33 protein-coding genes are annotated in these 25,841 nt (G+C 64.1%); 29 read left to right on the top strand and 4 right to left on the bottom strand.

Going from position 1 to position 25,841, the window contains the following annotated elements:
• Positions 1-479 precede the first annotated feature (479 nt).
• The 11 genes from HLH36_RS16910 to HLH36_RS19930 all read left to right on the top strand — a co-directional run bounded on the left by HLH36_RS16910 (position 480) and on the right by HLH36_RS19930 (position 9,070).
• Complete coding sequence (locus HLH36_RS16910) at positions 480-2,363, top strand: ParB/RepB/Spo0J family partition protein (protein WP_182987474.1); 1,884 nt, start codon at positions 480-482, stop codon at positions 2,361-2,363.
• Positions 2,363-2,647 carry a hypothetical protein gene (locus tag HLH36_RS16905; RefSeq protein ID WP_182987473.1) on the top strand — a complete coding sequence of 95 codons (285 nt, stop codon included), beginning with the start codon at positions 2,363-2,365 and terminating at the stop codon, positions 2,645-2,647. Before HLH36_RS16910 ends, HLH36_RS16905 begins: the two co-directional genes overlap by 1 nt.
• Before the next feature lie 193 nt (positions 2,648-2,840).
• Entirely contained in the window at positions 2,841-3,281 is a 441-nt protein-coding gene (locus tag HLH36_RS16900; RefSeq protein ID WP_182987472.1) for a hypothetical protein, read from the top strand.
• Positions 3,282-3,873: 592 nt separating this feature from the next.
• Positions 3,874-4,527 carry an LPD29 domain-containing protein gene (locus HLH36_RS16895; protein ID WP_182987471.1) on the top strand — a complete coding sequence of 218 codons (654 nt, stop codon included), beginning with the start codon at positions 3,874-3,876 and terminating at the stop codon, positions 4,525-4,527.
• Positions 4,528-4,598: 71 nt separating this feature from the next.
• Complete coding sequence (locus tag HLH36_RS16890; protein ID WP_182987470.1) at positions 4,599-5,222, top strand: hypothetical protein; 624 nt, start codon at positions 4,599-4,601, stop codon at positions 5,220-5,222.
• Positions 5,223-5,297: 75 nt separating this feature from the next.
• Complete coding sequence (locus HLH36_RS16885; protein ID WP_182987469.1) at positions 5,298-5,603, top strand: DUF5983 family protein; 306 nt, start codon at positions 5,298-5,300, stop codon at positions 5,601-5,603.
• 4 nt (positions 5,604-5,607) lie between these two features.
• A complete protein-coding gene (locus HLH36_RS16880) occupies positions 5,608-6,048 on the top strand; it encodes a hypothetical protein (RefSeq protein ID WP_182987468.1) in 441 nt (146 codons plus the stop codon).
• Positions 6,049-6,357: 309 nt separating this feature from the next.
• Positions 6,358-6,582, top strand: a complete 225-nt coding sequence (locus tag HLH36_RS16875; RefSeq protein ID WP_182973650.1) for a hypothetical protein — start codon at positions 6,358-6,360, stop codon at positions 6,580-6,582.
• Between the two features lie 84 nt (positions 6,583-6,666).
• Positions 6,667-7,644 (top strand): hypothetical protein, encoded by a 978-nt coding sequence (locus HLH36_RS16870; protein ID WP_182987467.1) that lies wholly within the window; start codon positions 6,667-6,669, stop codon positions 7,642-7,644.
• Between the two features lie 120 nt (positions 7,645-7,764).
• On the top strand, positions 7,765-8,697 hold the full coding sequence (locus HLH36_RS16865; protein ID WP_182987466.1) for an ArdC family protein: 933 nt from the start codon (positions 7,765-7,767) through the stop codon (positions 8,695-8,697).
• Between the two features lie 4 nt (positions 8,698-8,701).
• Entirely contained in the window at positions 8,702-9,070 is a 369-nt protein-coding gene (locus tag HLH36_RS19930) for a hypothetical protein (protein WP_246376995.1), read from the top strand.
• A gap of 98 nt (positions 9,071-9,168) precedes the next feature.
• On the opposite strand, the gene HLH36_RS16855 is transcribed toward HLH36_RS19930, so the two are convergent.
• Complete coding sequence (locus tag HLH36_RS16855) at positions 9,169-9,537, bottom strand: hypothetical protein (protein ID WP_182973653.1); 369 nt, start codon at positions 9,535-9,537, stop codon at positions 9,169-9,171.
• Between the two features lie 320 nt (positions 9,538-9,857).
• On the opposite strand from HLH36_RS16855, the gene HLH36_RS16850 reads away from it, so the two are divergent.
• From HLH36_RS16850 to HLH36_RS16830, 5 genes are read left to right on the top strand one after another with little or no spacing between them, the layout of a single operon-like run.
• Positions 9,858-10,037, top strand: a complete 180-nt coding sequence (locus HLH36_RS16850; protein WP_182973654.1) for a hypothetical protein — start codon at positions 9,858-9,860, stop codon at positions 10,035-10,037.
• The gene (locus HLH36_RS16845) at positions 10,034-10,255 is read left to right on the top strand and encodes a hypothetical protein (RefSeq protein WP_182973655.1); all 222 of its coding nucleotides are present in this window, start codon (positions 10,034-10,036) and stop codon (positions 10,253-10,255) included. Before HLH36_RS16850 ends, HLH36_RS16845 begins: the two co-directional genes overlap by 4 nt.
• Before the next feature lie 4 nt (positions 10,256-10,259).
• Entirely contained in the window at positions 10,260-11,042 is a 783-nt protein-coding gene (locus HLH36_RS16840) for an N-6 DNA methylase (protein ID WP_220792895.1), read from the top strand.
• A 27-nt stretch (positions 11,043-11,069) separates the two neighbouring features.
• The gene (locus tag HLH36_RS16835) at positions 11,070-11,468 is read left to right on the top strand and encodes a hypothetical protein (RefSeq protein WP_182987465.1); all 399 of its coding nucleotides are present in this window, start codon (positions 11,070-11,072) and stop codon (positions 11,466-11,468) included.
• Positions 11,465-11,983, top strand: coding sequence for a hypothetical protein (locus tag HLH36_RS16830; protein ID WP_182987464.1), 519 nt, complete (start codon positions 11,465-11,467; stop codon positions 11,981-11,983). The genes HLH36_RS16835 and HLH36_RS16830 overlap by 4 nt, the downstream gene beginning before the upstream one ends.
• A gap of 43 nt (positions 11,984-12,026) precedes the next feature.
• Here HLH36_RS16830 and HLH36_RS16825 read toward each other — a convergent pair whose 3' ends face one another.
• Positions 12,027-12,536 carry a hypothetical protein gene (locus tag HLH36_RS16825; protein ID WP_182987463.1) on the bottom strand — a complete coding sequence of 170 codons (510 nt, stop codon included), beginning with the start codon at positions 12,534-12,536 and terminating at the stop codon, positions 12,027-12,029.
• Between the two features lie 381 nt (positions 12,537-12,917).
• On the opposite strand from HLH36_RS16825, the gene ssb reads away from it, so the two are divergent.
• Both ssb and HLH36_RS16815 read left to right on the top strand, forming a co-directional pair.
• Positions 12,918-13,409, top strand: coding sequence for a single-stranded DNA-binding protein (ssb, locus tag HLH36_RS16820; protein WP_182987462.1), 492 nt, complete (start codon positions 12,918-12,920; stop codon positions 13,407-13,409).
• 75 nt (positions 13,410-13,484) lie between these two features.
• Positions 13,485-13,718, top strand: a complete 234-nt coding sequence (locus HLH36_RS16815; protein ID WP_182987461.1) for a hypothetical protein — start codon at positions 13,485-13,487, stop codon at positions 13,716-13,718.
• On the opposite strand, the gene HLH36_RS16810 is transcribed toward HLH36_RS16815, so the two are convergent.
• Positions 13,683-14,204: a hypothetical protein gene (locus tag HLH36_RS16810; protein ID WP_182987460.1), complete on the bottom strand. Its 522-nt coding sequence runs from the start codon at positions 14,202-14,204 to the stop codon at positions 13,683-13,685. The two genes, HLH36_RS16815 and HLH36_RS16810, sit on opposite strands and share 36 nt — an antisense overlap.
• Positions 14,205-14,242: 38 nt before the next feature.
• On the opposite strand from HLH36_RS16810, the gene HLH36_RS16805 reads away from it, so the two are divergent.
• Together HLH36_RS16805 and HLH36_RS16800 are read left to right on the top strand one after the other, a co-directional pair.
• Complete coding sequence (locus HLH36_RS16805; RefSeq protein ID WP_182987459.1) at positions 14,243-15,145, top strand: DNA/RNA non-specific endonuclease; 903 nt, start codon at positions 14,243-14,245, stop codon at positions 15,143-15,145.
• Entirely contained in the window at positions 15,142-15,393 is a 252-nt protein-coding gene (locus HLH36_RS16800; protein ID WP_182987458.1) for a hypothetical protein, read from the top strand. The genes HLH36_RS16805 and HLH36_RS16800 overlap by 4 nt, the downstream gene beginning before the upstream one ends.
• Here HLH36_RS16800 and HLH36_RS16795 read toward each other — a convergent pair whose 3' ends face one another.
• Positions 15,394-15,669, bottom strand: a complete 276-nt coding sequence (locus HLH36_RS16795; RefSeq protein ID WP_182987457.1) for a WGR domain-containing protein — start codon at positions 15,667-15,669, stop codon at positions 15,394-15,396.
• 608 nt (positions 15,670-16,277) lie between these two features.
• Between HLH36_RS16795 and HLH36_RS16790 the strand changes: the two genes are divergently transcribed.
• The 9 genes from HLH36_RS16790 to HLH36_RS16750 all read left to right on the top strand — a co-directional run bounded on the left by HLH36_RS16790 (position 16,278) and on the right by HLH36_RS16750 (position 25,757).
• Entirely contained in the window at positions 16,278-17,246 is a 969-nt protein-coding gene (locus HLH36_RS16790) for a DUF3991 and toprim domain-containing protein (RefSeq protein ID WP_182987456.1), read from the top strand.
• Complete coding sequence (locus tag HLH36_RS16785) at positions 17,243-18,280, top strand: hypothetical protein (protein WP_182987455.1); 1,038 nt, start codon at positions 17,243-17,245, stop codon at positions 18,278-18,280. Before HLH36_RS16790 ends, HLH36_RS16785 begins: the two co-directional genes overlap by 4 nt.
• The gene (locus HLH36_RS16780) at positions 18,243-20,303 is read left to right on the top strand and encodes an ATP-dependent helicase (RefSeq protein ID WP_246376994.1); all 2,061 of its coding nucleotides are present in this window, start codon (positions 18,243-18,245) and stop codon (positions 20,301-20,303) included. Before HLH36_RS16785 ends, HLH36_RS16780 begins: the two co-directional genes overlap by 38 nt.
• A 190-nt stretch (positions 20,304-20,493) precedes the next feature.
• Entirely contained in the window at positions 20,494-21,030 is a 537-nt protein-coding gene (locus HLH36_RS16775) for a DNA glycosylase AlkZ-like family protein (RefSeq protein ID WP_182987454.1), read from the top strand.
• A complete protein-coding gene (locus HLH36_RS16770) occupies positions 21,023-22,366 on the top strand; it encodes a DUF1173 family protein (protein ID WP_182987453.1) in 1,344 nt (447 codons plus the stop codon). Before HLH36_RS16775 ends, HLH36_RS16770 begins: the two co-directional genes overlap by 8 nt.
• A complete protein-coding gene (locus tag HLH36_RS16765; RefSeq protein ID WP_182987452.1) occupies positions 22,363-22,812 on the top strand; it encodes a transcriptional regulator in 450 nt (149 codons plus the stop codon). Before HLH36_RS16770 ends, HLH36_RS16765 begins: the two co-directional genes overlap by 4 nt.
• A gap of 4 nt (positions 22,813-22,816) precedes the next feature.
• Positions 22,817-23,110 (top strand): DUF2312 domain-containing protein, encoded by a 294-nt coding sequence (locus tag HLH36_RS16760; protein WP_182987451.1) that lies wholly within the window; start codon positions 22,817-22,819, stop codon positions 23,108-23,110.
• Between the two features lie 435 nt (positions 23,111-23,545).
• Entirely contained in the window at positions 23,546-24,199 is a 654-nt protein-coding gene (locus tag HLH36_RS16755) for an HD-GYP domain-containing protein (protein WP_182987450.1), read from the top strand.
• 865 nt (positions 24,200-25,064) lie between these two features.
• Positions 25,065-25,757 (top strand): hypothetical protein, encoded by a 693-nt coding sequence (locus HLH36_RS16750; protein ID WP_182987449.1) that lies wholly within the window; start codon positions 25,065-25,067, stop codon positions 25,755-25,757.
• Positions 25,758-25,841: the final 84 nt, after the last annotated feature.

Here is a 25,841-nt window from a genome sequence, read left to right as displayed (position 1 = left end):
CAGCGACCACTCCTCGTCGCTGACATCAGACGGATACGGCTTGCGAGGCAGAACAGGGCTCATCCAGTTCCATTAGACCCAAGCGCCGCAAAAGTACATAACACCCTCTAGGCATGGACCCCTTGCCGAGTAATATTCCTAGAAGGGCATTGGCGCAACCAATTTGCAGATATCTCAGCCAGCCGTTGGGAAAGACTAAGAGGCTAATGCCCCGCTCGCTGAGCTGCACATCGGCGCCATGTAATCACTGCCTCCAAATATAGTCGGCGCGTCGAGCTGAAGAGAAAATAGAAGACCCTGAGCACGACAGAGAGGTGGCTGCCACGACCCCGGCGCGCGCTCAAGGCCAAGGCGAGCGCGGCGTAGCCGCGGCCTTGCCCGCGCGCCGTGCCCGTGCCCGCCGGAGAGTATCAGGCAGGAAAGTGATGGCGGGAAGCCGTCGCTTGTCCGGATGCCTGCGCTCTCCGAAAGGCCGAACCATGACCACTGAATTTCGCGAAGTCGACCCGCGCACGCTGATCCCGAACCCGAACAACCCGCGCACCTCTCCGCCCAACGAAGAGAGGGACCGCCGCTTCGCCTTGAATATCCAGATCGTCGGCGTGCTGCAGCCGCCGGTTGTGCGCGAGCAGGCCGACGGGACGCTGATGATCCTCTACGGGCATCGACGGGTGCGTTGCTCGATCATGGCGAAGCTCAAGGTGATCCCGGTGATCGTGCGGTCTGGCGACGAGAAGCTCGACGACCTGGCGGCGGGTTCGGAGAACATGATTCGCGAGGACATGTCGCTGCCCGACCAGTGGCGTTACGTCGACCGGATGCGCCGCGAGAAGAACTATACCGAGCGGCAGTTGTGCAAGGCGCTGATGGTCACGCCGGCCTATCTGAAGCGACTGTCGCTGCTGGCCGGGCTGCATCCGCCGATCCTCGACGCGATCGAGATCGATTACGGTCCGGACGAGCGTGCCCTGCGGGTCATCGCGCGGACGCCGGCGGACGAGCAGAGAGCCGCCTGGGCTGAGATCTGGTCCGAAACGATCGCCGACGACGCCGACCCGGCCGAATATCGCATGACCGAGGACGAGGCGAAGGATTTCGACTGGACGGATTTCGCTCACGCTCTTGAGCACACCCAGTTTTTTGCCCGCGACGCCTCATTCGATGACGTGCTGGCGCGCAAACACGGGATCGCCTGGGAAGAAGATCTGTTTGCGGAAGGTGGCCAGGATAACCGCTACACGGTGGACCGTGAGCGCTACGCGAGCGCGCAGCGCGCATGGATCGAGGGCCAGCTCGGCGAAGACGATGTGTTGCTTGCGACGAATGAATATGGGCAACCGATGATGGAAGACGGCATGCGCCGGCTGTGGCATGCCAAGGAAGGTCCGCGCGCGTTCTACCTGGATTCCCGGACGCTGAAGGTCGGTTGCGTCTTCCTCGAGCGGTGGACACCCCAGCCAGGCGCAGGGGCGGCCATGGGGGCGTCGGCACCGGCTCCGAAGGTCCGCAGCGACATCTCGGGAACCGGTGAGAAGATGATCGGCCAGATCCGGACGCACGCGCTGCACAGCGCCCTGGATGCTGCATGCGCGACCGCGGAGCCGTGGGACCTGGTCGGGGCTCTTCTGCTCGCCTTCTGCGGAGACAATATTGCAGTCCAGGGAGATCCGACGGGCGGATTTGGGAAGCCGTCCGCGCGCAATGCCGCCACTGCCGCACTGTTCCCGGAAGGTGTGCTGGTGAGGGATCCCGAGCTGCTGCGCACGCATACGATGGCGGTGCTCAGGAGCGTGGCCAACTGCGATGTGAGCCTCCACAGCGGTAGCGGGATCGCGGCGCAGCTGCTCGGCGTGCTGTTCGATGCGGACGTGCAGATGCCGAACATGGCGTTCGATGAGTTCCTGAAGACCTTCAGCAAGGCTGGCATCACGACTGCGGTCGAGGCAGAGGGCCTGGCTGCCCAGTCCACGGGGAAGCTGATGCGCGCGGCGCTGATCGCCCATGTCGGGGAGGGACGCTGGGTGCCGGAGGCGGCAGGCTTTGCGCAGTCGACAGCCACGTGGAAGGCGAAACTTGCGAAGGACGCGCACCATGCGGCGCGCCTCGCGGTGCACGCCGAGGACGATGACGGGGACCAGGACGAGGAGCCGTCTGACGCCGACGACGGTGAGGACCTGGTGTCCGCAGAGGATGAGACGGCGTCGGAGGACCCCAATGCAGCGTGCGTGAGCGCGGCTGCGGAAATTGACGGGGCAGGGGAGGCGTTCGACGCTGTTGCAGGGCGGCTGCGGGATGAGTTTGCCTCGACCCCCGAGGCGCGCGCGCATTTCGACAGCCACGTCATGTTCGTGAGGGCGGCGTGATGTCGGGGATCGCCAGTTGGGGCAGCGAGACCGAGCCGTTCCAGTTTGCGGGCAAGAATCCGATCCCGCGCAATGATCGGGACCCGACGATGGCCAGCTACACGGCTGGCCATCTTGGCTTCCACGGTTGGATGTGCGCGGTCGACCGCGCGATCTGGAGGCGGACCGGGCTTGGCGTATTCGATTTGCCCGACCGCTGCTGGCGTGATGCCTACGAGGAGCAGATCCCGCCGGCGGAAGCCGCACAGGAGGCCCTCGAGGACGAGGGATGTCCCCTGGAATAGGCAAGAAGAGGAGAAGGACAGGCGAAGAGCGTGGGGCTGCCAGAGCGGGCAGGCCCTACCGAAAGGTGGGTGCTCCCCATGCTCGCCGGCTACGCCGCCTGCGCGTGGGATGCGCTCCCGGCGCCACGGCGCCGCTTTCGACAGGTCCTCCCCGCCCTGGCCGGCCGATCGGTATTCAAGAAGGAGAAGACCGATGTCGAATGTCTCTTTCCGCTCGTCCGCGGTCGGGCCGCGCCGGCCGGCTCCGATCCGCTGGGCCTGCACTTCAGGGCCAGTCACCTGCAGGCGGTGCTATGCCGCCTTCGAGGAAGGTGACCCCGCCTATCGGGTGGCCTGTCGTGGCTGTGCCGCGCCGGCAGGCGCCCCCTGCCGGCGCTCTCGTGGAGGGAACGAGCGGGTCTGCCACCAGCGCGATACCGATGCCATTGGGATGGGCCTGCTCGATCCATGCGACGGATTGAGCTGGGACGGCCGTCACGACAAGCCGCTGCCGTTGTTTGCTGTGCCGGTCGCCAACGCATGCCGGGTGGTCACCGGCTCGCCGGCGAATGCCGAGCCGAATGGTCTTCCGGCTGCGGCGCCGGCGGATGGACGGAGAACGAGCCTGCCGCTAGAGAAACTCTGGGCCGCCTGAATGAGCCGGTAGCGGCGAAACGGGCGATGCGTGGCAACGACATCGCCCGTCGCGGCCCCATGATCGTAGCCGGGTCAGGCACCTCGGGGCCGTGGTGCCGAAGCCCATCAGAAGAGGAAAACACCATGATCCTCGTGATCGTGGTGGATCGGACTTGGGTTGCGAAGGTTCTTCGCAAAACGAAGAAGGCTCTCCAGGCGGCTGCTACCGTCCTGAAGAGCCTCTCCGAGTAACTCGGTCCGAAACACCGGCCGAGGGGTTATCTTTTCCGGGATGCCCCTCGGCCACCTCTGATGATGGCAAGCCCGGCTGCGATTTTCAAGGGCGGTGTGTCCGGTGGACATGCCGCCCCTGGCTTGTACCGATCCGCGCGCCGCAGGCGGTCGGGCGCGAGGAAAACAGCGAAGCGAAAAGAGAGAAGGGCGGAGAGGAGGGGCGTGCCAGAACATGGCGGCCGCCGCCAGAGCGTCGCCATGCTCGCGCGCTGCGCGCCCTGCGCGTGGCTCCGTGAACGGCGCTGAAGCGCCGCTCTGGCCCCGGCCGCCATGTCCCGCCACGCGGGAAAGCATCCAGCAAGAAAAAGGAGAGCCGGATGTCCGTGCAAAACAACCCGATCGAGGTCGGCACCATGGTGTCGAGTATCCTCTACAACCGTGGTCGCGGCTACGTGACGAGGATCCATGGCGCGCAGAGGCCCGACACTGTAAGGCGGCTGTCAGGCACGGCGACCACCGCCGGCGGCGCTGCCACGTTCGACATCGTGTTCGAGTCCGGGAGCTACTCCCGCCTGCTTCCCGAGGCGATCCTGCATGGCGTTCAGTGGACGATTCATGACCGGGAGGAGGGGTTTGCCGACCAGGAACAGCTTGCTGCCCTGTGTCGCCATGCAGACGAGGTGATCGCACAGCAAAGAGCCCAGGCAGAGGCTGCGCAGGAAGCGTTTGAGCAGGAGATCGCCAGGCTGCGTGCAGACACGGCCCACGCCATGCTGACGCAGGGCGATACGGGCGACGGAACAATCGCCGCGAAGAACATCCGTGTCCTGCTGAAGGCGGCATTTCCCGCCGTGAAATTCTCGGTGCGCAAAAGGCATTACGGCGCGCTCACCGTCAGTTGGTCGGAAGGCCCGGATTCCAATGCTGTCGAGGCTATCACCGACCTTTTCCGGAGCGGGCACGATGGCAACGCCACGCCCTGGATGATGGTCTTCGGCCACTCGGAGTACATTTTTACCTCCCGCTCCTGATCGGGGGCGATCGCAAAACACTGCATCAAGGCCGCCCGTGAGGCGGCCTTTTTCGTATCTGGAGATACAGCATGCCGACAATCATCCTCTCCGCTCACCCAGCCCGCCGCTATAAAACGCCGTCGTTGAGCGGCACCCAGATCGAGTTTGGCCGGCAGGTGGCGCCCTCTGTTCGCATCGAAGCCCGTGCATTGCCGGAGATTGCCGAACAGGCGCTCGCCTTCGGCGGGTCTGTTGCGACGGCGGCGCCGCGTGTGTCCTTTATGATCTCTGTCCGGGTGGCCAGCGGTGAGCGGAAGCCGCGTGGCTTCGATGCTGCCGATCGCGCCGGCCAGTTCCACAATGCGGACTGGATCCACACCGAGATCGAGTGCCCTGTCCGGCACGTCGACGGGCCCGGCGTCCGCATGTGGGGAAGCCGCCTCGCACCATTCCAGATGGATGGGCAGGACCCATTCTGGCCTGGTGAAGAGCCGGACGATTTTACCTCGCCCGCCGATGGATCCATCGGCCTCTATGGTTATCTGCGGGCGGTCAACGCGCGCGTGCAGCGCCGCACCCACAGTTGGCAGAGCCTGTTTTCCATCGTGCATGAGGTGCCGCTGGGCGACCGCTACGCCGCTCGCGTCCATCCGTTCGATGTGGCCGCCGAACTGTTGGCCGGCCGGCTGTCGCCGACCTCAGCCGCGGCCTGAAGAAACGCAATGCAGCGGAGCCGTAATGTTCCGCCCCGCTGCCGCAACGAAAATACCGGATAGGCGGAGAGAGCCATGCCGAAAGCAGAATCCATCCCGCGTGGGGTGCGCAAATTCCTCGACCTGAGCACTGGCCATCTGCCTGTGTCTGATCGCGTGCTCATGGTGTCCTCAGCAATTGAGGCGCTCTCGTTCAGTGCTTTTGCCGGGCCCTATGGATGGTTTGTGCACGTCCCAGAGGATGGAGCCTCCATCTGCTGGACAGGGAGTGGGGCACTGAACGCCGTGCTCGCGCGCGCCCGCGAACTGGACTGCGATTACGTGCTGCTCGACGCGGATGGCCCGCGGGACGAAGCGTTGCCATGGTTCGATGAGGATTAAGAGAATGGCCGAATATTTCACCAGATTCTCAGCGCGCCTCCCAATGACAAGCGAGAGCGCTGCGCATGAGGCTTTGCTGGCCCTGGAGGGGCGGCGCAAAGCCGGAGAGGCCCATGGCGATCCGAACCCTGAGGGTTTCGAGGCGGCGTATGACCATCTTGATGCAGCCGGAAGGCCGGTCGTTTGGCTCCACAGCCGTGCAGGCTCGCCCGATAACGTCGTTGCCTTCGTCCAGGATTGCGCAGAACGCGGTCTGACCGAGCCAGGTCTGTGGACGCTCATATGGTCGTTCGATTGCAGCAGGCCCCGGTTGGACGGCTATGGCGGCGGCGCCTGCATCGTCGACCTGGCGACGGGCGCAATCGTGGAGAGGATCGACCTGAACCATTGGGCCAGCGTCCAGACAGGACGATTGCGCGCGACGGAACGAGACGGATCGAGCTGATCGTGCCGTCCTTCGGATAGCGGCTCGCAAAACGGGCTCCCGCGCGATCTGATCGCCCAGACTCCGCGAGCCATTTTGGACACAAATCCTCCGATGTCGCGGGCAATGGCAAGGCGCCGGCGACGTCGGAACGGGAGAAGAGAACGAGGAGAGAGGAAAAGAGAGAGAAGGGGAGGGGAGACCGCTCTCATGGGGCGGGGAACGCTGCAAGGGTTCGTCGCAGGCTCCCGGCGCAAGCGCCGCCCTTGCACCGTCCCCCGCCCCATGAGGCTGCCGATCAGGTCGAAAACAGACTTGAGAGAGGCAGAAATGACGCGGAATACGAGCGATCCCGACCTGAACGCCGCGCGGGCGGCAGCACGACGGTTCGGTTCCGAAGCGATGATCTTTGAGGATCTGGCGGTCGGGGAGCGGTTCTGTTTTGCCGGCAGTTCGAGCCAGACGGTCTGCATCAAGATCCGCCGGAGACGATACAGTCTGGACGGTCGGGTCTGCTACGCGACGGCCACGCGCGCGGTCGTCAGAAGCGCGTAGCCGGCAGAGACCTCACTTCTCGTCGCACTCTTCAGGCGCCCGTCAATGGGCGCCTTTTTTCCTATCAACACAGGATTTCCCGCCATGACGACCGATCCGCGGTGCGCAGAAGCCCACGGGCCGAAGGCGCGCGCGCCAGGCCCATTTTCTGGGTGCGAGCACGGTTGCCGTCTCCGCGTGACGTTTGCGAGCGGACATCCGGTCGAGGGTGAGCTTCAGATCTTCGGCGGACACCGCATGCTCATTATCCGCGATCCCGCTGCCCCGATGGGTCACCGGGTGGAAGGGCCGCTTCGCCGGGCCGACGTCACGCGCGTCGAGATTCTGCAGAGCCGGGAAGAGGTGCGCGCGGAGCAGCGGGCGCAGCGCTTTGGCAAGCTGGTCTTCACCTGGGAGCCGAAGACGCGGGAGGACTACCGCGCTCAACTGGAGGGGATTGCGCGCGCGATTGCCGATATCCCGCGTGACGGCGATTTTCATCGCCGGCTTGAGCTGGAGGCTCAGTTCGCGCACCTGGCCGGCCGCATCGCGCTTGGCCTGGCCAAGCGCGCGTGGGTGCTCGCGGAGGCAGCGTGGTATCGGGCTCACAACAGTCCCCCCTCGATGGCGGATCTGTGGGGAAGCGACCTCGCCTCACCGTCCTGCTTCCGCCGGCCCCGCGAAGAGGATTTCGATCCGGATCCGGCCGTTCGCAATCGGCCGGTGCCGGTTCCGACCTGGGCTCTGCAAGATCCGCGCTCGATCAGGAACATGCTTGCCGCCTTGCAGGAAGCAGGCCTGTCTGCCCGCATCCATCGCCTCGGCGACCCGCCTCATGCGCATGGAGGCATCCTGGTGAAAATGCCGGTCAGCGGGCGAGCCCAGTTTGCGTTGATCGGCCGAAGAAATGGCGCCGGTGTCATGGACTGGACCCACGCATGGGACGTGCTGGATACGCCGACAGGGGCCAGGCGCCTCGGCGCGGTGCGGCGATGCGCTGCGTACCACCGGATGCTGAAGGTGCTTCAGGTCGGACGGGCCGCGCTTCAGCTCGATTTCGCCACCATGCTCGAACGCCTTTGAGGTGGATGGGTCCGCCACACGCGCGCCATCCGCAATCGAGCCATTTTGGACACAAATCGCTTCGGCGTCGCAGGCAGACGGCCGCGCCCGAGGCAGCCAGAAGAAGAAGGAATCCGTAACATGGCAACCAGGGCCAAAGCCTCTGCCGTACGCTCTTCGGGTGAACGCGCCGACATTTACCAGGAGGTCACGGACCGGATCGTCGCTGAACTCGAGAATGGGCGCCTGCCGTGGGTCCAGCCGTGGTCGAATACTGTGGCGGCGCCCTCGGTGCCACGCAACGCCACCACAGGACGTCGTTATTCCGGGATTAACGTTCTGTTGCTCTGGGGCAGTCTCCAGCAGTGCGGGTTCGCAACTCAGCGCTGGCTGACGTTTCGCCAGGCATTGGCCGCCGGCGGGAATGTTCGCAAGGGAGAGAAAGGCACGACGGTATTCTTCGCGAACACCTTCGTGCCTGAAGGGCAAAAGCTGGAAGCCGAGCCGCGGGCGGTGCCCTTCCTTAAACGGTTCACGGTGTTCAACATCGATCAGTGCGACGGTTTGCCCATCGAGATGACGGCGGCGCCGTCACCTCAGGCCGATGGTGACATTGTGCCGCGAGCGGAGCGTCTGATCTGCGCGACGGGAGCGGATCTGCGTATTGGAGGTGACAAGGCTTTCTATATGCCTGCCCTGGATTACATACAGGTTCCTCCGCGATTTGCGTATTTCGACCAGGTAAATTGGTATCGAACCGTCATGCACGAGACCGGGCATTGGAGCGGCCATGTAAAACGCCTGAACAGAGACCAGACGGGAAGTTTCGGCACCCATGCCTATATGGGCGAGGAGATCGTGGCCGAGCTGACAGCAGCTTTTGTTCTTGCGGAACTGAGCATCCAGCCGTCGGTGCGCCACGCTGATTACATTGGCGCGTGGATCGATATGCTCCGCGACGACAAACGCGCGATTTTCAAGGCCGCGCGGCTCGCCACGCAAGCGGCAGATTATATTCTGGCCTTCGAGGACGCCACGGTCGAGCAGACCGGTCCCGATCAACTGGCGGCATAGGAAGATGCGCGCCGTGATCACCGTGTTCTGGGGTAATCCCTGCACGGTACCCCCGCCCGATATCCCGACACTCGACGACGGACGGACGCGCTGGGCCTGCACGCTCCTGGCGGCAGGCGATAGCGAGGCGGTCCGGGCTACGCATGCGCCGGCGGTGCGGCCTGGCCTCGGGTGGTGCCATGGCTGGTCCCCCCTGCTGGATGCCCCCAGGCGCTGGAGCGGCGAAAGGAAGGCCGCCGCACGGCGGCGCAATCTGCGGCGCCGTCTCGATCGCGCGGTGCCGCTGTTCGCTGATCAGCTGGAGGCAGACGAACTCGCAAGACGCCCCGCCTATTTCGATGCCAGCAGTATCGAAGACGAGGAGAGAACCTGACATGCTCACCCGACTGGAGGATGAGGGTTCCAGTAGGAGTGAGCATTAAGCTGCCTTCTCGGTGCTGCATGCTGCAACGGGTCGCTACATGGGTGGGGTCAGCGGCAGATTTGCGCCGCAACGGCGTCCAGTTTGCGCTCGTAAGAGGCCCGCTCGGCGGCGCTGAGAAAACCCTGTTTCTGCGCAAAAGCATCCGTGTTCGCACGGACCCGTTGCACATCTTTCCATAGCCGGTCCGCAGTGGGCTGACTCAGCCGGCGCGCCTTGCGCGCAGTGCTGATATCCGCCTGCAGGATATTGGCCCGCATGGAAATATGGGCTTGCCCCGGATCTTTGATCGTCCCGCCCAACTCCCCCACCAAAGAGTGTTGCTCCCCAAGATTGCAACTCGGAAACGCATCCGAGCGGGTTTGTGCGTGGGCTGAGGACAGACCCAAAATCAGCCCAGAAAAAATGATTAACTTCATCGATCACTCCAATTCCGCACTGCTCGTTATAGTCTCCTGGGCGTCGATTTCACACCAAGCGTGTCGCTCGTGCCGTCGGAGCCGCCAGACGAGGAGAGAAGAAGAGAGGAAAGAAATTAAGGAAGAGGGCAGGTCGCTCTCATGGGGTGGCGGCCGGTGCAAGGGTTCGTCGCAGGCTCCCGGCGCAAGCGCCGCCCTTGCACCGGCCGCCACCCCATGAGGCGCGGAAAGCATCGAGGAGAAGAAGAAAGAGGGGTCAGCGCCGTCTGCCCTGTCTTCGGCTCCCGATGCCTTTCCATCCGAGCCGCAGGAGCGCCCTCATGGCAGACCATCGCAAAACCCCGACACGTCTGACCGATACGTTCGAAGCCATTGCGCTGATCGGTAGCAGCGTTGTGATCGCATTGACCGCATGGCTGATCATCGCCGCGCCGGCCTTTCTCGCCGGGATTCCGTCGGATCTGGATCACCGGCACCCGGTTCAGGTAGCGGCCCGATGAGCGGACACGCCGAAGCCCACGACGGATCGGGGGGCGCCATCACGGCGTCTCCCAATTCCTGCACCGAGACAGTGGATGCGCTGGTCGACGAGGCTCTTGCCTATCAGGCCGAGTCCTTCGACGCCGATGAGCCGATCGACGGCGGCGACCTGGTGGAATGGTTTGCGGCCTGGCGGATCGCGCTGCGCGAGGCGCGGCGGCACGAGCGGCAGGTTTGAACCGATGTCCGCACGGATCAGGACGATCGCGAAGCTGCTGGAAGCGGCCCGGTATCGGCACGACCTCTACACGACGTTCTCCGACTGTATGGAGGCAATGGCGATTTCCATGGCGAACGCCGTCGACCTGACGCAGCGCGAGGAGCGGGAAGCCCGGTATCTGAAGATCGTCGGCCGCTATGACCGGCAGACGATCGATACCTGGCCCCAGATCCTCGCAGAGGTTGCCCTCGCGCTGGAGGAAAGCCCGACCGACATTCTCGGCGCCGTCTTCGGGATGCTGGAACTGCACAATGCTGATCGGGGGCAGTTCTTCACGCCATTCGAGGTGTGCCGCCTCATGGCGGGTGTGCTGATCGGCAATGGTGGGGACGCCCGGGGAATCATCGAGCAATCCGGATTTGTCACGGTGCAGGAGCCGGCCTGCGGTGCCGGCGCCATGGTTATCGCCCTTGCCGAGGCGTTGCGGGACACCGGGATCAATTACCAGCAACACATGCACGTCACCGCGATCGACGTGGATCCCCGCGCAGCGCACATGGCGTTCGTCCAGTTCTCGCTGCTGCATATCCCGGCGACCGTGATCGTTGGCAATTCGCTGACGCTGGAGACCCGCGAATACTGGTTCACGCCGGCACATATTCTCGGCGGGTGGTCGCGCAAGCTGGCCGCAAGTGCTGCTGCTGCGCCTGAGGCTTCAGTCCCGGTCGCCCCCGTGGCGACGCCAGGTGTGCCCACCCAGCCAGTGCCCGCCGAGCGCCCGCTGCTGCAACTTTCCCTGTTCTGAACCGCGCCGAAGCGCTGGAGAAACGCCATGATCCGCCAATATTACGCCTCCCCCTTTCAGGGGGGCGATAACCCGCTGCGCGTCGGCTGCGTTGCGGTCGGCACCATCTTCCGCCTGCCGGCGCCCAGGGAGCGTTACGCATCCTGGATCGTGGAGGCGTTTCTGAATGGCCAGTGCATGGCCTGTGCCTACAACCGGCGCACCGGGCGCTGGGAGGACCGCTACCTGTCCCGCCGCTCCGACACCGTGCTTATCCGCTCTCTGGCGCATGGCAAGCGTGTGACCGTCGCCTTGCGTTGGCTTCTGCACGAGGGAGGGGACGACGCGATTGCCGCGCCCTATCCCGACCTGCCCGACGTGCACCGCTTCCATGGCGGCTATCGCCGTGCGGTCGGGGCCCCGTGCGCCGGGAGGATCGCGGCATGACGGTCGGCGTTCAGTTTCCGGCCCTTCGGCGTCCGGCGCTGGCCGCCGGGGGCTTTACCGCGACGCGCTGGCACAGTGCCGACGAGAAGGTGCGGATGGGCGACGCGATCCTGGCCTTCATTGCGCGGGGCATGCCGAGGTCGGGTTGGACGAAGCCGCTCTATGAGCGCGTGTCGAACATGTTCGGCTTCATCGCGCATTACGATCGGCACGGCTTCTGGCACACCCATTTCGCCAGCACGGCAGGGCGGGTCGCGTTCCTCGAGCAGATCGCGGGTTATCCGTGCTGGGGGCAGCCGACGGCAGTCTGGTCGGATGTTGAGCGGGAGATCCGGGCTCGCGTTCTCGAGTCCGGGCTGATTGCGGCGTACCGCGCCCAGGAGAGGCAGGAGACGGCATGCGCCGAGCGGGAGCAACTGGCCCGCCTACTGGTGAAACATGGCCAAGCGCAGCACGGAGACCTGCATGCTGCCGCAGCGAGGCCCGGACCGGCTTCGCAATTGTCGCTCATCTAGGCGCAATGCACCCGGCCCGAGAACAATGCGGCCGGGTGTCGGATTATGCCGCTTGTGCGGTCAGCAGGCGGCCGTGGCCGTCCAGTTTGGACTCCATGAAGGGGACTGCCATCCGCGGTACCCTGCGGATGATGAACTCGGAGCCGGTTGGAATCCACAGCCACCACTGGAGACCCTTGTGCTCGAGGAGAGGCTCACCCCGCACGAACCGAATGCCCTTCCCTGGTCGGGGGATCAAGCGGCCCTTCAATACGCCCGCGACCTGCCGCCCGCCGAGATAGATATCGTCGTGGAAGCGTCGAAACAGCGGGGAGCCGCCGTTTTCTTCAACCGCGACTGTGAGGTCGACCTGATCTGCTACCGTCTCCGGCCGGCCGTCCACGCCGAAGAGCATAAGGCACATGGCGCGCAAGTCGGATTCCCATTTGGCTTCAAACCGCCATCTGCCCTTGCCGACGAATCGTCCGCGATATCGGCGAGCCTGGGTGGAGAGCTCGGGGTGGAACGGCGCTTCGAGCGTAATGTAGGCCCCGTCGACCGAAAGTATCGCCATGATGATGACCTCAGTGTGAGTCGAAACTGTCGTGATTCTATTGGCGTCGATTCGCGATGTACAGACAAAAATGTACCGGGACAGAAGAAAAGATCGTGATTGAGCAAAGAGAGTCACGAAAGAGAAGGTAGGGGTGGGGAAGGCAGTGGCTGTAGCCGCTTCGCCCTCGGGTTGCTGCGGTCTGGACCGGGCGGCACTCCCGTTAATCCCCGGCCTGCGGCCGCCTGCGGTTCCGGCGTCACCGTGAAGCGGCACGCCGCTTCCGCACCACTGACGCCTTCAGGGATCAACACTCGCTTTCCGCCCGGTCCCTGTCGACCGCACCCGAGGGAGACGCGGCTACCGCCACTTCCGGGGCGAGAAACGAGAAGGAAATCAGAGATGGCCGGAAGCGTGAACAAGGTGGTCCTGGTCGGCAACCTGGGCAAGGATCCCGAGGTCCGGAACGCGCAGAATGGCGCGAAGATCGTCAGCCTGACTCTGGCGACCAGCGAAAGCTGGACCGACAAGGCATCCGGCGAGCGCCGCGAGAAGACCGAGTGGCATCGTGTCGTGATCTTCAGCGAGCGGATTGCCGACGTTGCGGAGCGTTTCCTGCGCAAGGGACGCAAGATCTATCTGGAAGGATCGCTTCAGACCCGGAAATGGACGGATCAGTCCGGCCAGGAGCGCTACACGACCGAAATCGTGGTCGATCGCTTTCGGGGCGACCTTGTGCTGCTGGACAGTGCCGGGAGCCACAGTGACGAAAGCCGCTACGGGCTCGACGACCGGCCCTCGCGTAGCGCACCGGCCCGCGATAGCGCGTTCGGTGGCGGCAGCGCCGGCACCGGGCTCGATGACGAAATTCCGTTCGCGCCGTGCGTCGACTGAAGCCCGTGCCGCCGTGCCGCCGGACACGGCGGCAGGACCGCTGACGCGGTCGCATCCGGAAAAGGAAGAATTGCCATGTGCCAGGTTTCTACGGGGCTCGATCCCGTACTCTCAGCGCCCGTTCTCCATCGTGCGACGGCGGGCGGCATTCGCATCGGCGCCGCGCGTCGCTCATTCGCTGAAGCGGCCCTGCTGGTGGATGAGGCGGCCGATGCAGCCGTCAGCGCCGCGTCCCGCGCCGCGTGGCGGCGCGAGGCCACTGCGTTCCATCGCTCAGCGCGTCGCCTGCTGCTCGATGCGGCCCATTGATGCGTCGGCATGCGCGATCAGGGCCTCGTCCAGCACCGACCACGCGGCAAGCAGCCGGGTCCCCGTGCGCCAGGCGATCATGGTGGTCCTTGCCACCCGGGCCTGATACGCCTCATTCCAGATCTCGTCTCTGGTCTGGCGTTCGGCTTCCCATGTCAGGTCGCGCAGCTCGCTGAAGCGACGGAGCATGCGTTCGACGAGCGGTTGAAACCAGCGGGTGACGTCCTCACGCGCGGCTTGCGGATCCGCAGGCAGCGTGATGTCGCCCAGCATTTTCATGCCGGTGCGACGGCCTTGTGCCTCCACAAGCGCAGGTTCGGGCGGATCGCCCAGGTTATGGCGGGCGAGCAGGTTGTACACCGTGCCGTATTCGGGCAAGAGGTTACGAATCAGCTCTGGAGTGGGCGTCGTCCGACGCTCAACCGGAAAGCGGAGCAGGGCGCCGTTGGAGGGGCCGGCTTCGGTCGGATCGTGCATGAAGGACATACAACACCATCACGCGCGACAAAGTAAAGGATAACAATATGTTGCGAGCAATCCTGTTCGCCGGCGCCGGCGCGGCGCTCATGTGCGCGGTGACATGTGCCCGTGCTGCTCCCTGCGACGGCTTCGGCTTCGACAACCAGCTTCCCCGGCTCGTCAATTCCAGGCTCGCCGCACGGACCACCCTGGTCTGCAACCGGAATTACGCATCGCTTGTCTCGGGGCTCGCACATGAGCCGCTGTGGTCTGCAGAGCGGTTGGCCGAGGAGGACATCGAGGGCGCCGAGCGGACCGGCCGGGTAACACGATATTTCCACGTCGACGCTCGTGTTCCCGCAGGCGATCAGGCGACGTTGGCGGACTACCGAGGCTCTGGTTACGACAAGGGCCACCTCACCCCCTCGGGGGATGCGCCTGACGCGCGGGCGCAGGAGCAGACCTTCTCCCTCGCGAACGTCGTCCCCCAGACTCCCGCACTGAATGAAGGGATATGGACCGGCGTCGAAATGGGGGTGCGTGAGTTGGCGGAGCGGGACGGCGTTCTGTACGTCGTGACCGGACCGGCATTCCGTGGACAGAAGCAGGCGATCGGCAGCGACGATGTGCTGGTTCCGAGTTCGACCTGGAAGGCCGTCTATGATCCCGTGGCCGAGAAGGCCGGGGTTTATGTGTGCAAGAACAACGATGCTCCGACCTGCACGACCGTCAGCGTAGCAACGTTGATACAGGAGGTCGGGATCGATCCTTTCCCGGGACTTTCAGACGCCATGAAGGCGCAGGCCCCGGATCTTCCACAGCCCGAGGCCAGCCCCTATGCTCCTCGCGCGCGAGCGAGGCGGACGGGCTGGGAAGGTGCCGGGAGATCCGGCATGCTTCGCGACGCGGAGAGGGCGGGAACAACGGCGCTGTACGGATTGGCGCGGACATTGGAGGGCGGCCAGTGAGCTTCACACCTTTTGTCGATGATGGTGGGAGCCTGTCGGTCGACGGCCTGACGATCGAGAATGGCGAGGAGCGTGTTGCGTTCTATGGACGCCTTTCCATCGGCAAGGATCAGGCCGGGCTGAAGGACGCGAAGGCGCTGAAGGCGATCGTCGACGCGCTGGTCGCCCGTCTGGAGCAGGAACCCTCCCTGCCGAGCCATCTGCCGCCCGGAGAAAAGGCGCATCCGGTCGACGACCCGTTCGCCTGATCAGGCTGCGGTGTAGCCGCGGCGCCGACGAATGACGACCTGGTCGGCCAGCGCGTTCACGGCGGCGCCTTCATCAGGGTGTAGATCGAGGCGTTGCGTGCCTCGTGTGCCGATCCGTCCCCACTGGCGAACCAGGACGGCGCCGCCGAACAGCTCCGGCTGAATCGACAGTGAATAGAAGCGCCATTCGTTCTTCTCGGGCCGGATCCGGCGAAAATGGGCGCTGACGGGAAACAGATTTATCTGGGAGGCAGCCGGCCGGCGTTTACGGGTCATGCTCCTCTGGTCTCCGGACTGTTTGGCCCAGGACCTATCATGTCGCGATTCCGGGTACCAGAGAAATCGCGCCTGCGCGCAGTCACAAACGCTTCCTCCATGATGCGAGGAAGGCGTGGACTGCGGAGAGGACGCAATGGAAACACAGACGGGGATGGCGGCGAGAGGGACGACGATCCCTGGAATGCTGCCGTGTGCTGCGCGGGAAGCAGTGGGTGCCACAAGCCTCACTCCGGGCAAGACGCCTTCCACCCCATCTTCCTCCGCTGCGCTCCGTGCAGACGGGTCCCCTGAGAAGGCATCTTGCCCTGCGCTGCGTTTGCGGCGGTCCTGAAAGTGTCGGGACGAAAGGCGTCGCTGCGCATCGCTTTCGCCCTGTCGCCTCCGGCTCGGGTCGAACGAAAGGCTGTCGTCTTCTTTTTCTTTGTGCAAGCGGTAAACGCGATACGACGCGGGTAATTCCGTTGTGTGTATTTGGTTTTTATGAAGTGAATTGCGGTTTTGTATTGTAATTAATGCGGTGAATGCCTATACTGACTTTGAAATCAAACGGGTGTTGAGGCTCACCTCCGAGAAGAGCGCCACCTGGACTGCGAAAGGGATCCGAAATGGCTCGCTTCGAACTTTCCGATGATGACCGGGCGAACATCGCCAGTGGTGTTCCCTGCGCAGCTCTGCTCGAGCGGCATGGCTACGCCCTCGATCGCAGCGAGAGCACCCGCAATTGCCTCAAGTATCGTGCGGCCACGGGCTATCCGATCATCGTCAATCACCATGGGCGCGGCTGGTGGGACACCGGGTCCAACGAAAAGGGCGACGTGTTTGACCTGATCCGCCGCCTGGAACCGGCGCTCAGCTGGCGGGATGCCTGTGCCGAACTGGGAAAGATGATTGGTGTCGAGCCCGAAGGCGCGGTCTTCGTTCGGGAACGCAAGGCAAAGGGTGGATGCGATGCGCCACCGGCGCCGCGCTGGGAACGGTGCGCGGTGTTGGCGCCAGGTAGTCAGGCGTGGACCTATCTGACCGTTGAGCGTGCGCTGCCGGAATGGGTGGTTCGCCGGGCCGTGGCCGCCGGCGTGGTCCGGGACGGGCTGCATGCCGCGTGGTTCTGTCACCGTGATGCCCAGGGCCAGATTTGTGGCGCCGAGCTGCGCGGCCCGGAGCGTCATCTCTGCCTGAAGGGCACCGTCAAGACGCTCTTCCGATATATGCCGGGAGGTGCTCCGGTCGTGCGGCGCCTGGTCGTCACCGAGGCCGCGCTCGATGCACTGTCCTTCGCGGCCCTCGATGGTGGTCGCACGGTGGACACGCTCTACACGTCCACGGCCGGCGGCATGGGCCCGGAAACCGAGGAAGCTCTCAGGGCGCATCTGCGTGCGATGGCGCGCGAGCCGGGCGCCAGGCTGGTCATTGCCACCGACAACGACAAAGCCGGCGATCGCTACGCTGCCAGGCTCGCATCCCTGGCGGATGACTCCGGCGTGCCCTGGACGCGCGAACTGCCGGCATGGGGCATGAACGACTTCAACGACGTTCTGCGCCGTGTGGTGGCCGAGCGCGCGGCCGCGGCCGCATGATGATGACCGCACAGGAGTTCGCAGTCTTGCGGGAGCGTTTCCTTGCACACCCGCGCGCTGCCTCGATCATGAGACGTTGGCCTGGTGGCGAGGCGCAGGCGCTCTGGGTAGCCGTCGAGTGCGAGAACATCGAGATAACCGCACGTGGTCTGGTGGTGGGCGGAGACGTCGTCGACGGGGACTGGGACCTCGATGGACGATTCCTCCTGTTCGACATTGATGACGATTCCGCAGGCGCCTTTTACACCGTGAATGGTTGGTGTGGCTCCGTAAAGGAGATTGCTCGCCTCGTTCCCGATGGCGCAGGCCACGGACCCACGACCCTTATGAGAGATGGAGGAATGGACATGGACTCTGAACAAACTCGCCGGGAAATGGACGCACTGTTTCCGGGCCTTGAGCAGAATGAGGCCCTGCAGGCTGCATTTGAGGCGCATCCCGGATCCGTGGCCTTTCTGGAACTGCAGCCGGAACTGGGGCGGACCATCCCCTGGGTGCTGGTCGGGTGCAATGTGAATGGCCGGCAGATCACGGGCCTGGTGGTCGATGGGATCGTCGTCCGGCACGGTTGGGATCTCCGGGAGGAGTTTGTCCTGTTCAGCGTGGACATCGAACCCGCCGGGCGTTTCGTCACCATTCCGGGCGGTGAAGCGACCGTGTCGGTCATCGGGACCTCCCCGGCAGCCGTCGGGTTCGGCGAGAGGCCGGACGCATCCGCATTGCTGCGGGAAATGGTGGAGGCAAGCGCCGCCTGGGCGTCGAACGCCGAACTCGTCCGGTCCTGGCACGCATGCGCCGTTCTGCATCGGCTGCCGAGCTATCCTGACTGTTTCGCCGAGTTCCACAGGGATTGCGAGGTAACGCGTGGACTCGTGATTGGTGGGCATCTCGATCGGGACGGGCAGTGGGACTTCACGCAGGAGGTCCAGGTGATTCTCCGGTCGGGCGAGACGGTCATGCTCGATCCTACCCAGGCGGACAATATGGAGATCCTCCATGGCCATGATGTTGTCATGCCGCCACGGCGGGGCTGAGATGTCGGCGGGTCTGACAGGCGCGCAGAGTGACGCGGCCCGCGCCTCGGGTCCGATCGTGGTGCTGGCCGGCGCCGGAACAGGCAAGACGCGTACGCTCGTCGCCGGATTCGTCGACCGCATCATGCGGCGCGGGATGCGGCCGAACCGCATCCTCGCCGTCACATTTACCAACAAGGCTGCCGCGGAGATGAAGTCGCGGATTGTCGAAGCTCTCGGGTCTGGTGTTGCGCCGCAGTGGGTTGGGACCTTTCATGCCCATGGCCGCCGGCAGCTTCGGACCGACCCTGACATCGCCGGTCTGCGGCAAGGCTTCGATGTGTGCGATGCCGAGGACAGCCAGAAGATCGTGCGTCGTCTGTTGGAGAAGGCCTGTGCAGCCGGCGTTTTCGAGGTCGAGGATAGTGAGGTCTTCCGCCGCCGGGTGAAATCGATCACGGCACGCATCGCCATGCTGAAGGAGGAACTGATCCTGCCCGACGTGGCGGCCGCCGCGACCGAAGGGCTTATCGCCAGCCGAAAGCTCGCCGATCCGGACGACATCATGGCCTGGCGCGATGCCGCCGCTGTCTACCCCGCCTACCAGGCGCTTCTCCGGGAAGCGAATATGGCCGATTTCGCTGATCTGCTGCTGTGGCCGACCATCACCATGCTTCGGGACGAGACATACCGCCGGGATTGGGCCGCGCGCTTTGATGCGGTGCTCGCCGACGAGTTCCAGGACGTCAACCGGCTCCAGTTCCTTTGGCTGAAGGCGCTGTCGCGTGACCATGGCGAGCTGTTCTGCGTCGGCGACGACGCGCAGAGCATTTACGGCTGGCGTGGGGCAAATGTCCGCATCATTCGCAACTTCCTCAAGGAATTTCCAACCGGTCGGATGATCGCCCTGGAGGAGAATTTCCGCTCGACCGGCCACATCCTCTCGGCCGCCAATGCGGTGATCGCCAAGGACCCCAACCGGCTGAAGAAAGAACTCCACACGGCCGCCGGCGACGGGAAGCCAATCGAGATCGTGTCGTGGTCGGGAAGCGCCGAGGAGGCAAAGGGGATCGCGGCCGAGATCGGGCGACGCGCGCTCGAGGGTGTCCCCTACTCGGATATAGCGATCCTCTATCGATTCAACTTCCTGTCACGCCTCGTCGAAGAAGAACTGCTCCGGTCGAAAATTCCCTATGAGCTGGTCAACGACACCGCGTTTTGGCAACGAGCCGTGGTCAAGGACGCGCTCGCGTTGTTGCGTCTTTCCTGCTGCCCGGATGAGCGCCAGTCCGACGAGGCCTTTCGTCGGGTCGTGAACCAGCCCGCTCGTGGCATCGGTGCGAAGTCGCTCGCCCGGCTTGAGCAGCTGGCGGACGACGAAGCCGTCTCGCTGTTCCGGGCGGCCGAGATCTGGGCCGGGTCGGCCTCCGGGAAGACCCCGGTACGCCTGCAGGCGTTCCTCTCGTTCATCCGGACGATGGAGAGCCGCGCGGAAGCCTCGGAAAACTCCTTGAGCGCCCGTATCAGGACCCTGCTTGAGGACAGCGGCTACGCCGATATGCATCGTGCCGCCGGTGAGGACGGACGTGCTGCTCTTGAAAACCTGCACGAACTGCTGGAGCTCGCTCAGGAGTTCGCCGATGCCCAGGACCTGTTCGACCACGCGTCTCTCGGATCCGCCAGTCATGGGGAGGATACCTTCGGCCGCGTCAAACTGATGACCATCCATGGCGCCAAGGGGCTGGAGTTCGGGCATGTGTTTCTGATCGGTTGGGAAGACACCGTCTTCCCGTCGCGCAACAACTCAGATCCCGATGAAGAGCGACGCCTGGCGTATGTGGCCCTGACCCGCGGCCGGCGACAGGTTTCGATATCCTGGTGTGCCTTTCGCAATGGGCGTCCTGCCGACCAGAACTGCTTCGTGGATGAGCTGCCAGAGGCTGCCAGGCATGAGGGATGGCTGCGTGAGGTCGGTCACAATCGTCGGTTTAGTAGCGGCCGCCGCAGTAGTGCGGCCGAACAGAATGCGGCACTTGGGTTTTAGGATTAGAACTTAAATTACCTAAAATCAGTGGGTTGTGCGGAGTTACAAATGAATGCCGCACAATCTCACCCATGAGACGCGATGATTCCCCACCCGATTCGGCCCGGCGGCGGGCCATGTCGTGCACTGGTTGCCCGCGCGGCGGACTGGCCAGATCCCGGATGCTGTTTCCGCTCGCCCCGATGGTGTCATGATGGGGCTGCCGGATCCTCGGCAGGTTGCTGCCCGACCGTATGCCGCGCTCGGTGATGACGAGCGGGTGGCCGTCCATAGCCGAGTAATGTGTCACGTTCGGCGGGCACTCGATCGCGGCCCTCATGGCTTACTGGAACTCCGCGCCGGCCTTTCCGCCGAGGAGGCGGGTGCCTTCCCGGTCGTTCTCGCCGACATGGTGAGAGCCGGCGAAATTACCGCGCTTGGGCACAGTATCTACGTCCGAGTGCCCTGGATGCCGGCAACACGTCCCGTTACGTCGACCCCCGTGCAGGATCTCGTCCTCGCCGCGCTGACCCGGCATGGAACGCCGGACACTTTGGCCACCTGGCTGGGCCTGACCCAAGAGGCTGTCAAAGCGGCCCTCGCTGCCCTTGAGCGTGCTGGTCTTGTTCAGGAGAGCTTCGGACGCACGCGCCGGGGACACTGGCGTATCGTGTCGCAACGCATGGCGTCACACATCCGCCGCGGTGCTCAGGACCGAGTGTTCGCAGATGTGGCTTCTCATGAGTGACTGGGTGACGTTCCCGGACGGCCGCCGAGGACGGCTGGGATGGGCTTGGGACGCAGAGCGCGCCGCGTTGTGGCAACGTATGCTCGCCAGCGCGCATGGTGATCCCAGGCGACCGATCTGCGATTGCGTTGCGGGCGGCCGTCGTCTCGAGCTCGCTGTGCGCGAACTGATACGTCGCGACGACGGACGTCAGGTCCGACGCTATTGTCTCGCGCGCATGCCCCATGGCGGCACGCTCCATCAGGCAGGTTGCCCCTTTCACGAGACCGATGCGCGCCGAAGCGGACGATCGGGATATCAGCAGGGCGTGATACGCGAATTGCCGGACGGCCGGTTGAGGATCGCGATTGCCGGGGGCCTGGAGGTGCGGCAGCCGGCTCCAGAGCCGGTCGCCGCCCAAGGCGCAGAACCCGCGAATGGAGCGGCGCGGCCCCGGCAGGCACGCATGAGCCTGCTGGGGCTGCTTCACTTGCTATGGGAAGAAGGCGGGCTCAACGCGTGGTCTCCCGAGGATCGCCGGCGCCGTACCTGGTGGCCCACGGTACGTGGAGCGCTCGATGACGCGGCCGCTGGTATAATTGCCGGACGAGAAGCGCTGTCCGATGTCTTCGCGACAGTGGGCTACCGGGACGCAGATGGACCCCACCTGTTCGCCGAGGTGGCTCAGCAATGCGGCCAGAGTCGACGCATCGTTCTGGTGGGTCTTGTGAATCAAATTACGCGTTATCAGCCGCAGGTTGCGGACGGGCAACCTCCACGGCCCCCTCGCCTGCGGGTGGTCTTTGATGGTGTCCGGAACTACGGGCTCTATGTCTCGGCTCCGATCGAAGCGGGGCGCCGGCTTGCGCGCAGCTTCCCCTGGGCGTGGAGGGTCCTTGGCCAGGATCCGCGGGATCGGGCCATCCGTGTCGTCGCCGTCGTTGCTGCGCGCATCCAGCCCACACGGAGCGGCACGCACTTTACAGCGTGGGCGGATGGCATTGCATTAATGGAAACGGCACCGTCTCTCGTGCCGGTTGCAAGTTTCCACGAATTGCGTGTGCTGCAGGCATTGCAGCATGAGGGAAGGCGGTTTCGGAAGCCGCTTCGCTACGATGCTGAGCGCCAGGTTGTCCATCCCGATTTCGAATTGCTCGATACCATTGATCCTCGCGGGACGCCCATGGAGGTGTTTGGCAGGGACGATGAGGACTACGCGGCCAGGGCGGCCGAGAAGCAGCAATACTACGACGCCGTCTATGGTATCCGCGGGTGGTGGTCCTGGGATGCTACCCAGGCGGACCACTGGCCACCTTTTCCTCCAGCCTCCCAGCTTGCCGCACGGTCCACAAAATGACGGCACGCGGGATCGAAACGGTGGAGAACGATTTGGAGGCAATCGGGTGGGGGCTGCGCCAGGTCTCCCGACGCTCGGGCTTTTCCCGCGCGCGTATCACGCGGCTAAAATCGACCACGCTTGACCATGATGGTAGCCCGGCCGAACGTGCATTCCGCCGTTGGATTGCGGATCTCGCCCGCCTGCACCGGAGGTTCTATTCCCCGCTGTCGCCCGCCGTTCCGGCGCCCGGAAACCGGCCTTGCCTGAACGGCGCCGGCGTGAACCGTGCCTTGATTATCATCGGGTGGTCCGAGCGTTTTCTGGCAGAGAGTCTGGCCATGCATCGCACAGAATTACGAAGAGTCCTCGAAAACGGCGGAGAGTTGAGCCCGCGGCCGTCGCGCTGGCTCGACGTCCTGTGCGACGGTCACATTGATCTGCCGCGCCCTGATGTGACGGATTGAGACGATGGGAACCCACGGTTCGCAGGAGCGACAAGACTATGGGTCTGGACGCTTGAGCAATACGGCAGGAGGTATTGCGGTTGAGCGCCTGAGGTCGATCATTGAACGTGTCGAACGCCTCGAAGAAGAGCGCAAGGCGCTGACAGCGGACATAGGAGATATCTTCGTAGAGGCGAAGTCAGCAGGCTTCGATGTGAAAGTCGTCCGGCAGATAATCCGTCTTCGAAAGCGGCAACCCGCCGAAGTGGAGGCGGAAGAAACTTTGCTCGCGATCTATCGGCAAGCCCTGGGGATGTAGGGATGGAATATCGGCCCCTCGTAAAGCAACTCACACCGGCCGTGTCTATCTCCCTGCCGGACGCCGTCGCCCGCCGCGCTTCACGTCCGCCGCATGGGGGACGCGGACTCGTATGGGCGGCAGCGGCGGCCCTGCTGTGCGATTTGTCCGATGGCTACATTCTTGCGGACCAGTTTGGGGCACCCGGTCGCTTTGCCCTCTCAATACTTGGGCCGACCCGGCTGGTCCTGCCGCCCTGGATCTGGCTGCTTATCGCTGTTGCCTCCCTCAGTGCCGGATGGTTCCTCGATCGCGCGCAGCGTGGGCGTGCACGACAGCTGCGTTTGATGGTCAGGGCATTGCGTTTCGGCGCTCTGGGGGTGGGTGCCTTCCTCCGCCTGGCCAGCTGATCGGCGATCGGTTCGGAGTCACAAACGATGGGCGTAGCCTGATCCGATGTTAGATTTTCCGCCGCGCCTGTGGACTGGTCTGGCCAGTGGCCTTCTATTGCCGCGCGGGCTTCTCGTTCATCCGGATCTCGATCCGGATGGTCACGGGGCGAGGGTAGGAATTCTGGCGCGTGCGATAGGGCTGCCGTTAATGCCAGGTACCCCTGGTGATCGCCTTGAGCTGGCCGGTTGCATGCATGACGTGGGGAAAATATTCGTCCCCCCAGAAATTCTCAACAAGCCCGGTTCGCTCACGGTGGACGAGCGCACGATCATGAACAGGCATCCGGTGGATGGAGCCTGGTTCCTCAGCGCTGTCCGTCCCGATCTCCACCGAGACGTGCTCGATGCCGCGCTTTATCACCATGAGGACTTTGACGGGCGCGGCTACCCATGTGGGCTTACGGCCCAGAGGATCCCTCTTGTGGCGCGGATTATTGCCGTCGCTGACGCCATTGATGCGTTGCTGTCCCCTCGCGTCTATCGGCCAGCCTGGGTTCCAGGACGCGTCCGCCATTACCTCGCCGATCGTAGCGGGACGCGCCTCGACCCGCTCGTCGTCTCAGTCGCGATCGACCGGTTCGATACGCTGCTAACGCTGCGCCAGGGGCGCGGGAAACGGCGGGCGAAGCTCATACTTCTTGCCGAAAGGGAAACATAGTTGTGTTGCGAGCCTTCCGGGACTGGCGCTTTCTCCTAGACACGGCCAGCGGCGCGGTAGCCCTCGCGTCGTTTGCGTCCTCTTGCTGTTTCGCGTTGGCACAATTGTGGCATATCGCGATACCGGCTTATCGGTTTTATTTACTTGCCGGCGCGCCCTACGCCGTCGGCGTCTTCTTCGAGGCGCGACTGAGATCCAGAAGAAGCGGCGTTATGCCATTTGAGAAGGCGCTCAGGCGAGAGAACTGACCTGCAGCCACAACTGGCGGTGCGCCGCAATGGCTCGCCCAAGGGCTGGGCGCAAGCGCCCGCCATTGCCCCGCCCCGCCAGCCGTGCCCGCCGGAATGGGATCAAGAAAAGGAACTGATCCCGTGCAAAATAAAAACTTCAATATTTCCAGAGTCTTCGTCGGCAGACGATCTGCGCTTCCTGCCGATATGACCGTTCCGCCTATGTCTGTTTCCGTGTCTCCGGGGGACGCGATCGCCGATATTCGCGAACGGCTTACAGATGATGTCATCCGAGTCCTGTGCCCGGAGGATTGGCGGGCGCAGAGGTGCGGGCGATGGTGCGGGGTACTCCGCCCGTGGGTTGAAGCAGCTATTCCCGGGCCGCCGGCAGCGCCTGCCGACCCGGCGGCACCTCCGGCACCGTTGGGGGCGGTGCCATGGCCTCTTGCATCTGATTCGGAGGCTTACGGTGATCACGCCGGATGGTGGATTGTGGTTGACGCGACCGGAGAGCATGAGCTCAGTGAGGCTTATCCGACACCTGAATTGGCCGAGTGTGAAGCACAGAAGATAAACGGCGCGGATCCGCACGCCGAATGGTATCGGCATTGGTTCGCCTTCCAGGGAGGCGTGTCATGAGCAACTGCGCCATCAACTGGTTCCAGCTTATCGGCCCGGGCGCCAGCCTTCAGGCTGCTGCCGATCACCTGTCGCTTGTTCCTCCAGCAGCGGAATGTCACGCGTTCGAATTCGATCTGCCGGGTTGGTACGATGGATCCGCGTGGCATGTCGCTGACGATCTTGCAACACGCTTCCCGGATCTTGCCGTGCGTTACGAGTTTCGGCCGGAATTCGACAATTTCGCCCTGCATGGTGTTGGTGCGTGGGAGGGCGGGACGGCGCTCTATCGCGCACCGCTCGAAATAGTCGATAGCTGCTGCTATTCGACTCCCACGACGCAGGGTGCACAGCATACAATCCCGTTGATGCGGCGCACCGAAGCGCTCACGCGAGCGGCTTGCCATTTCCCACTCCAGCACCATTTCGAAACAATCAGACGAATACCTGCCGGTTCGGATGGGTGGCGGGTTCTCGAAAGCTATCCGCCGCACGAGTTCAGCGCCATTCACCTTCCGGATGTCGGTGCGACCGGTCAGGTAGTGGTCCTCTACCCGGAGATACACCGCGCTATGCTGTTCCAAGGCGTGAACACAGTGGGCGCGTTCGAAGTGAACCGCGCCTTGCAGACGGATGAGGTTCTGACGCTGACATGCTTGCCGGGGTGGGCCGTCGAGCAATGGACGTTTGCCAACGGAATAGCTGGTTGATCCCGGATCGAGCCCGAATGTGCAGCGAAGGCCGCCGGTGCTGGCACACCGACGGCCCTCTGTTTCCACCCCTGATGCACGCAG

Source organism: Gluconacetobacter aggeris (assembly GCF_014174395.1).
Classification (GTDB): domain Bacteria; phylum Pseudomonadota; class Alphaproteobacteria; order Acetobacterales; family Acetobacteraceae; genus Gluconacetobacter; species Gluconacetobacter aggeris.
Note: the sequence above shows the minus strand (reverse complement) of the source record. Positions and strands in the feature narration are given on the sequence as shown.

What these genes read in the sequence shown, in the direction of transcription:
- ssb (WP_182987462.1), top strand. Translation starts at nt 12,918, where the DNA reads ATGGCCGGAAGCGTGAACAAGGTGGTCCTGGTCGGCAACCTGGGCAAG.
- HLH36_RS19930 (WP_246376995.1), top strand. Translation starts at nt 8,702, where the DNA reads ATGCGCGCCGTGATCACCGTGTTCTGGGGTAATCCCTGCACGGTACCC.
- HLH36_RS16910 (WP_182987474.1), top strand. Translation starts at nt 480, where the DNA reads ATGACCACTGAATTTCGCGAAGTCGACCCGCGCACGCTGATCCCGAAC.
- HLH36_RS16840 (WP_220792895.1), top strand. Translation starts at nt 10,260, where the DNA reads ATGTCCGCACGGATCAGGACGATCGCGAAGCTGCTGGAAGCGGCCCGG.
- HLH36_RS16795 (WP_182987457.1), bottom strand. Translation starts at nt 15,669, where the DNA reads ATGACCCGTAAACGCCGGCCGGCTGCCTCCCAGATAAATCTGTTTCCC.
- HLH36_RS16785 (WP_182987455.1), top strand. Translation starts at nt 17,243, where the DNA reads ATGATGATGACCGCACAGGAGTTCGCAGTCTTGCGGGAGCGTTTCCTT.
- HLH36_RS16850 (WP_182973654.1), top strand. Translation starts at nt 9,858, where the DNA reads ATGGCAGACCATCGCAAAACCCCGACACGTCTGACCGATACGTTCGAA.
- HLH36_RS16755 (WP_182987450.1), top strand. Translation starts at nt 23,546, where the DNA reads ATGTTAGATTTTCCGCCGCGCCTGTGGACTGGTCTGGCCAGTGGCCTT.
- HLH36_RS16835 (WP_182987465.1), top strand. Translation starts at nt 11,070, where the DNA reads ATGATCCGCCAATATTACGCCTCCCCCTTTCAGGGGGGCGATAACCCG.
- HLH36_RS16875 (WP_182973650.1), top strand. Translation starts at nt 6,358, where the DNA reads ATGACGCGGAATACGAGCGATCCCGACCTGAACGCCGCGCGGGCGGCA.
- HLH36_RS16815 (WP_182987461.1), top strand. Translation starts at nt 13,485, where the DNA reads ATGTGCCAGGTTTCTACGGGGCTCGATCCCGTACTCTCAGCGCCCGTT.
- HLH36_RS16760 (WP_182987451.1), top strand. Translation starts at nt 22,817, where the DNA reads ATGGGAACCCACGGTTCGCAGGAGCGACAAGACTATGGGTCTGGACGC.
- HLH36_RS16885 (WP_182987469.1), top strand. Translation starts at nt 5,298, where the DNA reads ATGCCGAAAGCAGAATCCATCCCGCGTGGGGTGCGCAAATTCCTCGAC.
- HLH36_RS16805 (WP_182987459.1), top strand. Translation starts at nt 14,243, where the DNA reads ATGTTGCGAGCAATCCTGTTCGCCGGCGCCGGCGCGGCGCTCATGTGC.
- HLH36_RS16855 (WP_182973653.1), bottom strand. Translation starts at nt 9,537, where the DNA reads ATGAAGTTAATCATTTTTTCTGGGCTGATTTTGGGTCTGTCCTCAGCC.
- HLH36_RS16905 (WP_182987473.1), top strand. Translation starts at nt 2,363, where the DNA reads ATGTCGGGGATCGCCAGTTGGGGCAGCGAGACCGAGCCGTTCCAGTTT.
- HLH36_RS16765 (WP_182987452.1), top strand. Translation starts at nt 22,363, where the DNA reads ATGACGGCACGCGGGATCGAAACGGTGGAGAACGATTTGGAGGCAATC.
- HLH36_RS16880 (WP_182987468.1), top strand. Translation starts at nt 5,608, where the DNA reads ATGGCCGAATATTTCACCAGATTCTCAGCGCGCCTCCCAATGACAAGC.
- HLH36_RS16865 (WP_182987466.1), top strand. Translation starts at nt 7,765, where the DNA reads ATGGCAACCAGGGCCAAAGCCTCTGCCGTACGCTCTTCGGGTGAACGC.
- HLH36_RS16830 (WP_182987464.1), top strand. Translation starts at nt 11,465, where the DNA reads ATGACGGTCGGCGTTCAGTTTCCGGCCCTTCGGCGTCCGGCGCTGGCC.
- HLH36_RS16810 (WP_182987460.1), bottom strand. Translation starts at nt 14,204, where the DNA reads ATGTCCTTCATGCACGATCCGACCGAAGCCGGCCCCTCCAACGGCGCC.
- HLH36_RS16780 (WP_246376994.1), top strand. Translation starts at nt 18,243, where the DNA reads ATGGCCATGATGTTGTCATGCCGCCACGGCGGGGCTGAGATGTCGGCG.
- HLH36_RS16750 (WP_182987449.1), top strand. Translation starts at nt 25,065, where the DNA reads ATGAGCAACTGCGCCATCAACTGGTTCCAGCTTATCGGCCCGGGCGCC.
- HLH36_RS16895 (WP_182987471.1), top strand. Translation starts at nt 3,874, where the DNA reads ATGTCCGTGCAAAACAACCCGATCGAGGTCGGCACCATGGTGTCGAGT.
- HLH36_RS16870 (WP_182987467.1), top strand. Translation starts at nt 6,667, where the DNA reads ATGACGACCGATCCGCGGTGCGCAGAAGCCCACGGGCCGAAGGCGCGC.
- HLH36_RS16890 (WP_182987470.1), top strand. Translation starts at nt 4,599, where the DNA reads ATGCCGACAATCATCCTCTCCGCTCACCCAGCCCGCCGCTATAAAACG.
- HLH36_RS16900 (WP_182987472.1), top strand. Translation starts at nt 2,841, where the DNA reads ATGTCGAATGTCTCTTTCCGCTCGTCCGCGGTCGGGCCGCGCCGGCCG.
- HLH36_RS16775 (WP_182987454.1), top strand. Translation starts at nt 20,494, where the DNA reads ATGATGGGGCTGCCGGATCCTCGGCAGGTTGCTGCCCGACCGTATGCC.
- HLH36_RS16790 (WP_182987456.1), top strand. Translation starts at nt 16,278, where the DNA reads ATGGCTCGCTTCGAACTTTCCGATGATGACCGGGCGAACATCGCCAGT.
- HLH36_RS16845 (WP_182973655.1), top strand. Translation starts at nt 10,034, where the DNA reads ATGAGCGGACACGCCGAAGCCCACGACGGATCGGGGGGCGCCATCACG.
- HLH36_RS16825 (WP_182987463.1), bottom strand. Translation starts at nt 12,536, where the DNA reads ATGGCGATACTTTCGGTCGACGGGGCCTACATTACGCTCGAAGCGCCG.
- HLH36_RS16770 (WP_182987453.1), top strand. Translation starts at nt 21,023, where the DNA reads ATGAGTGACTGGGTGACGTTCCCGGACGGCCGCCGAGGACGGCTGGGA.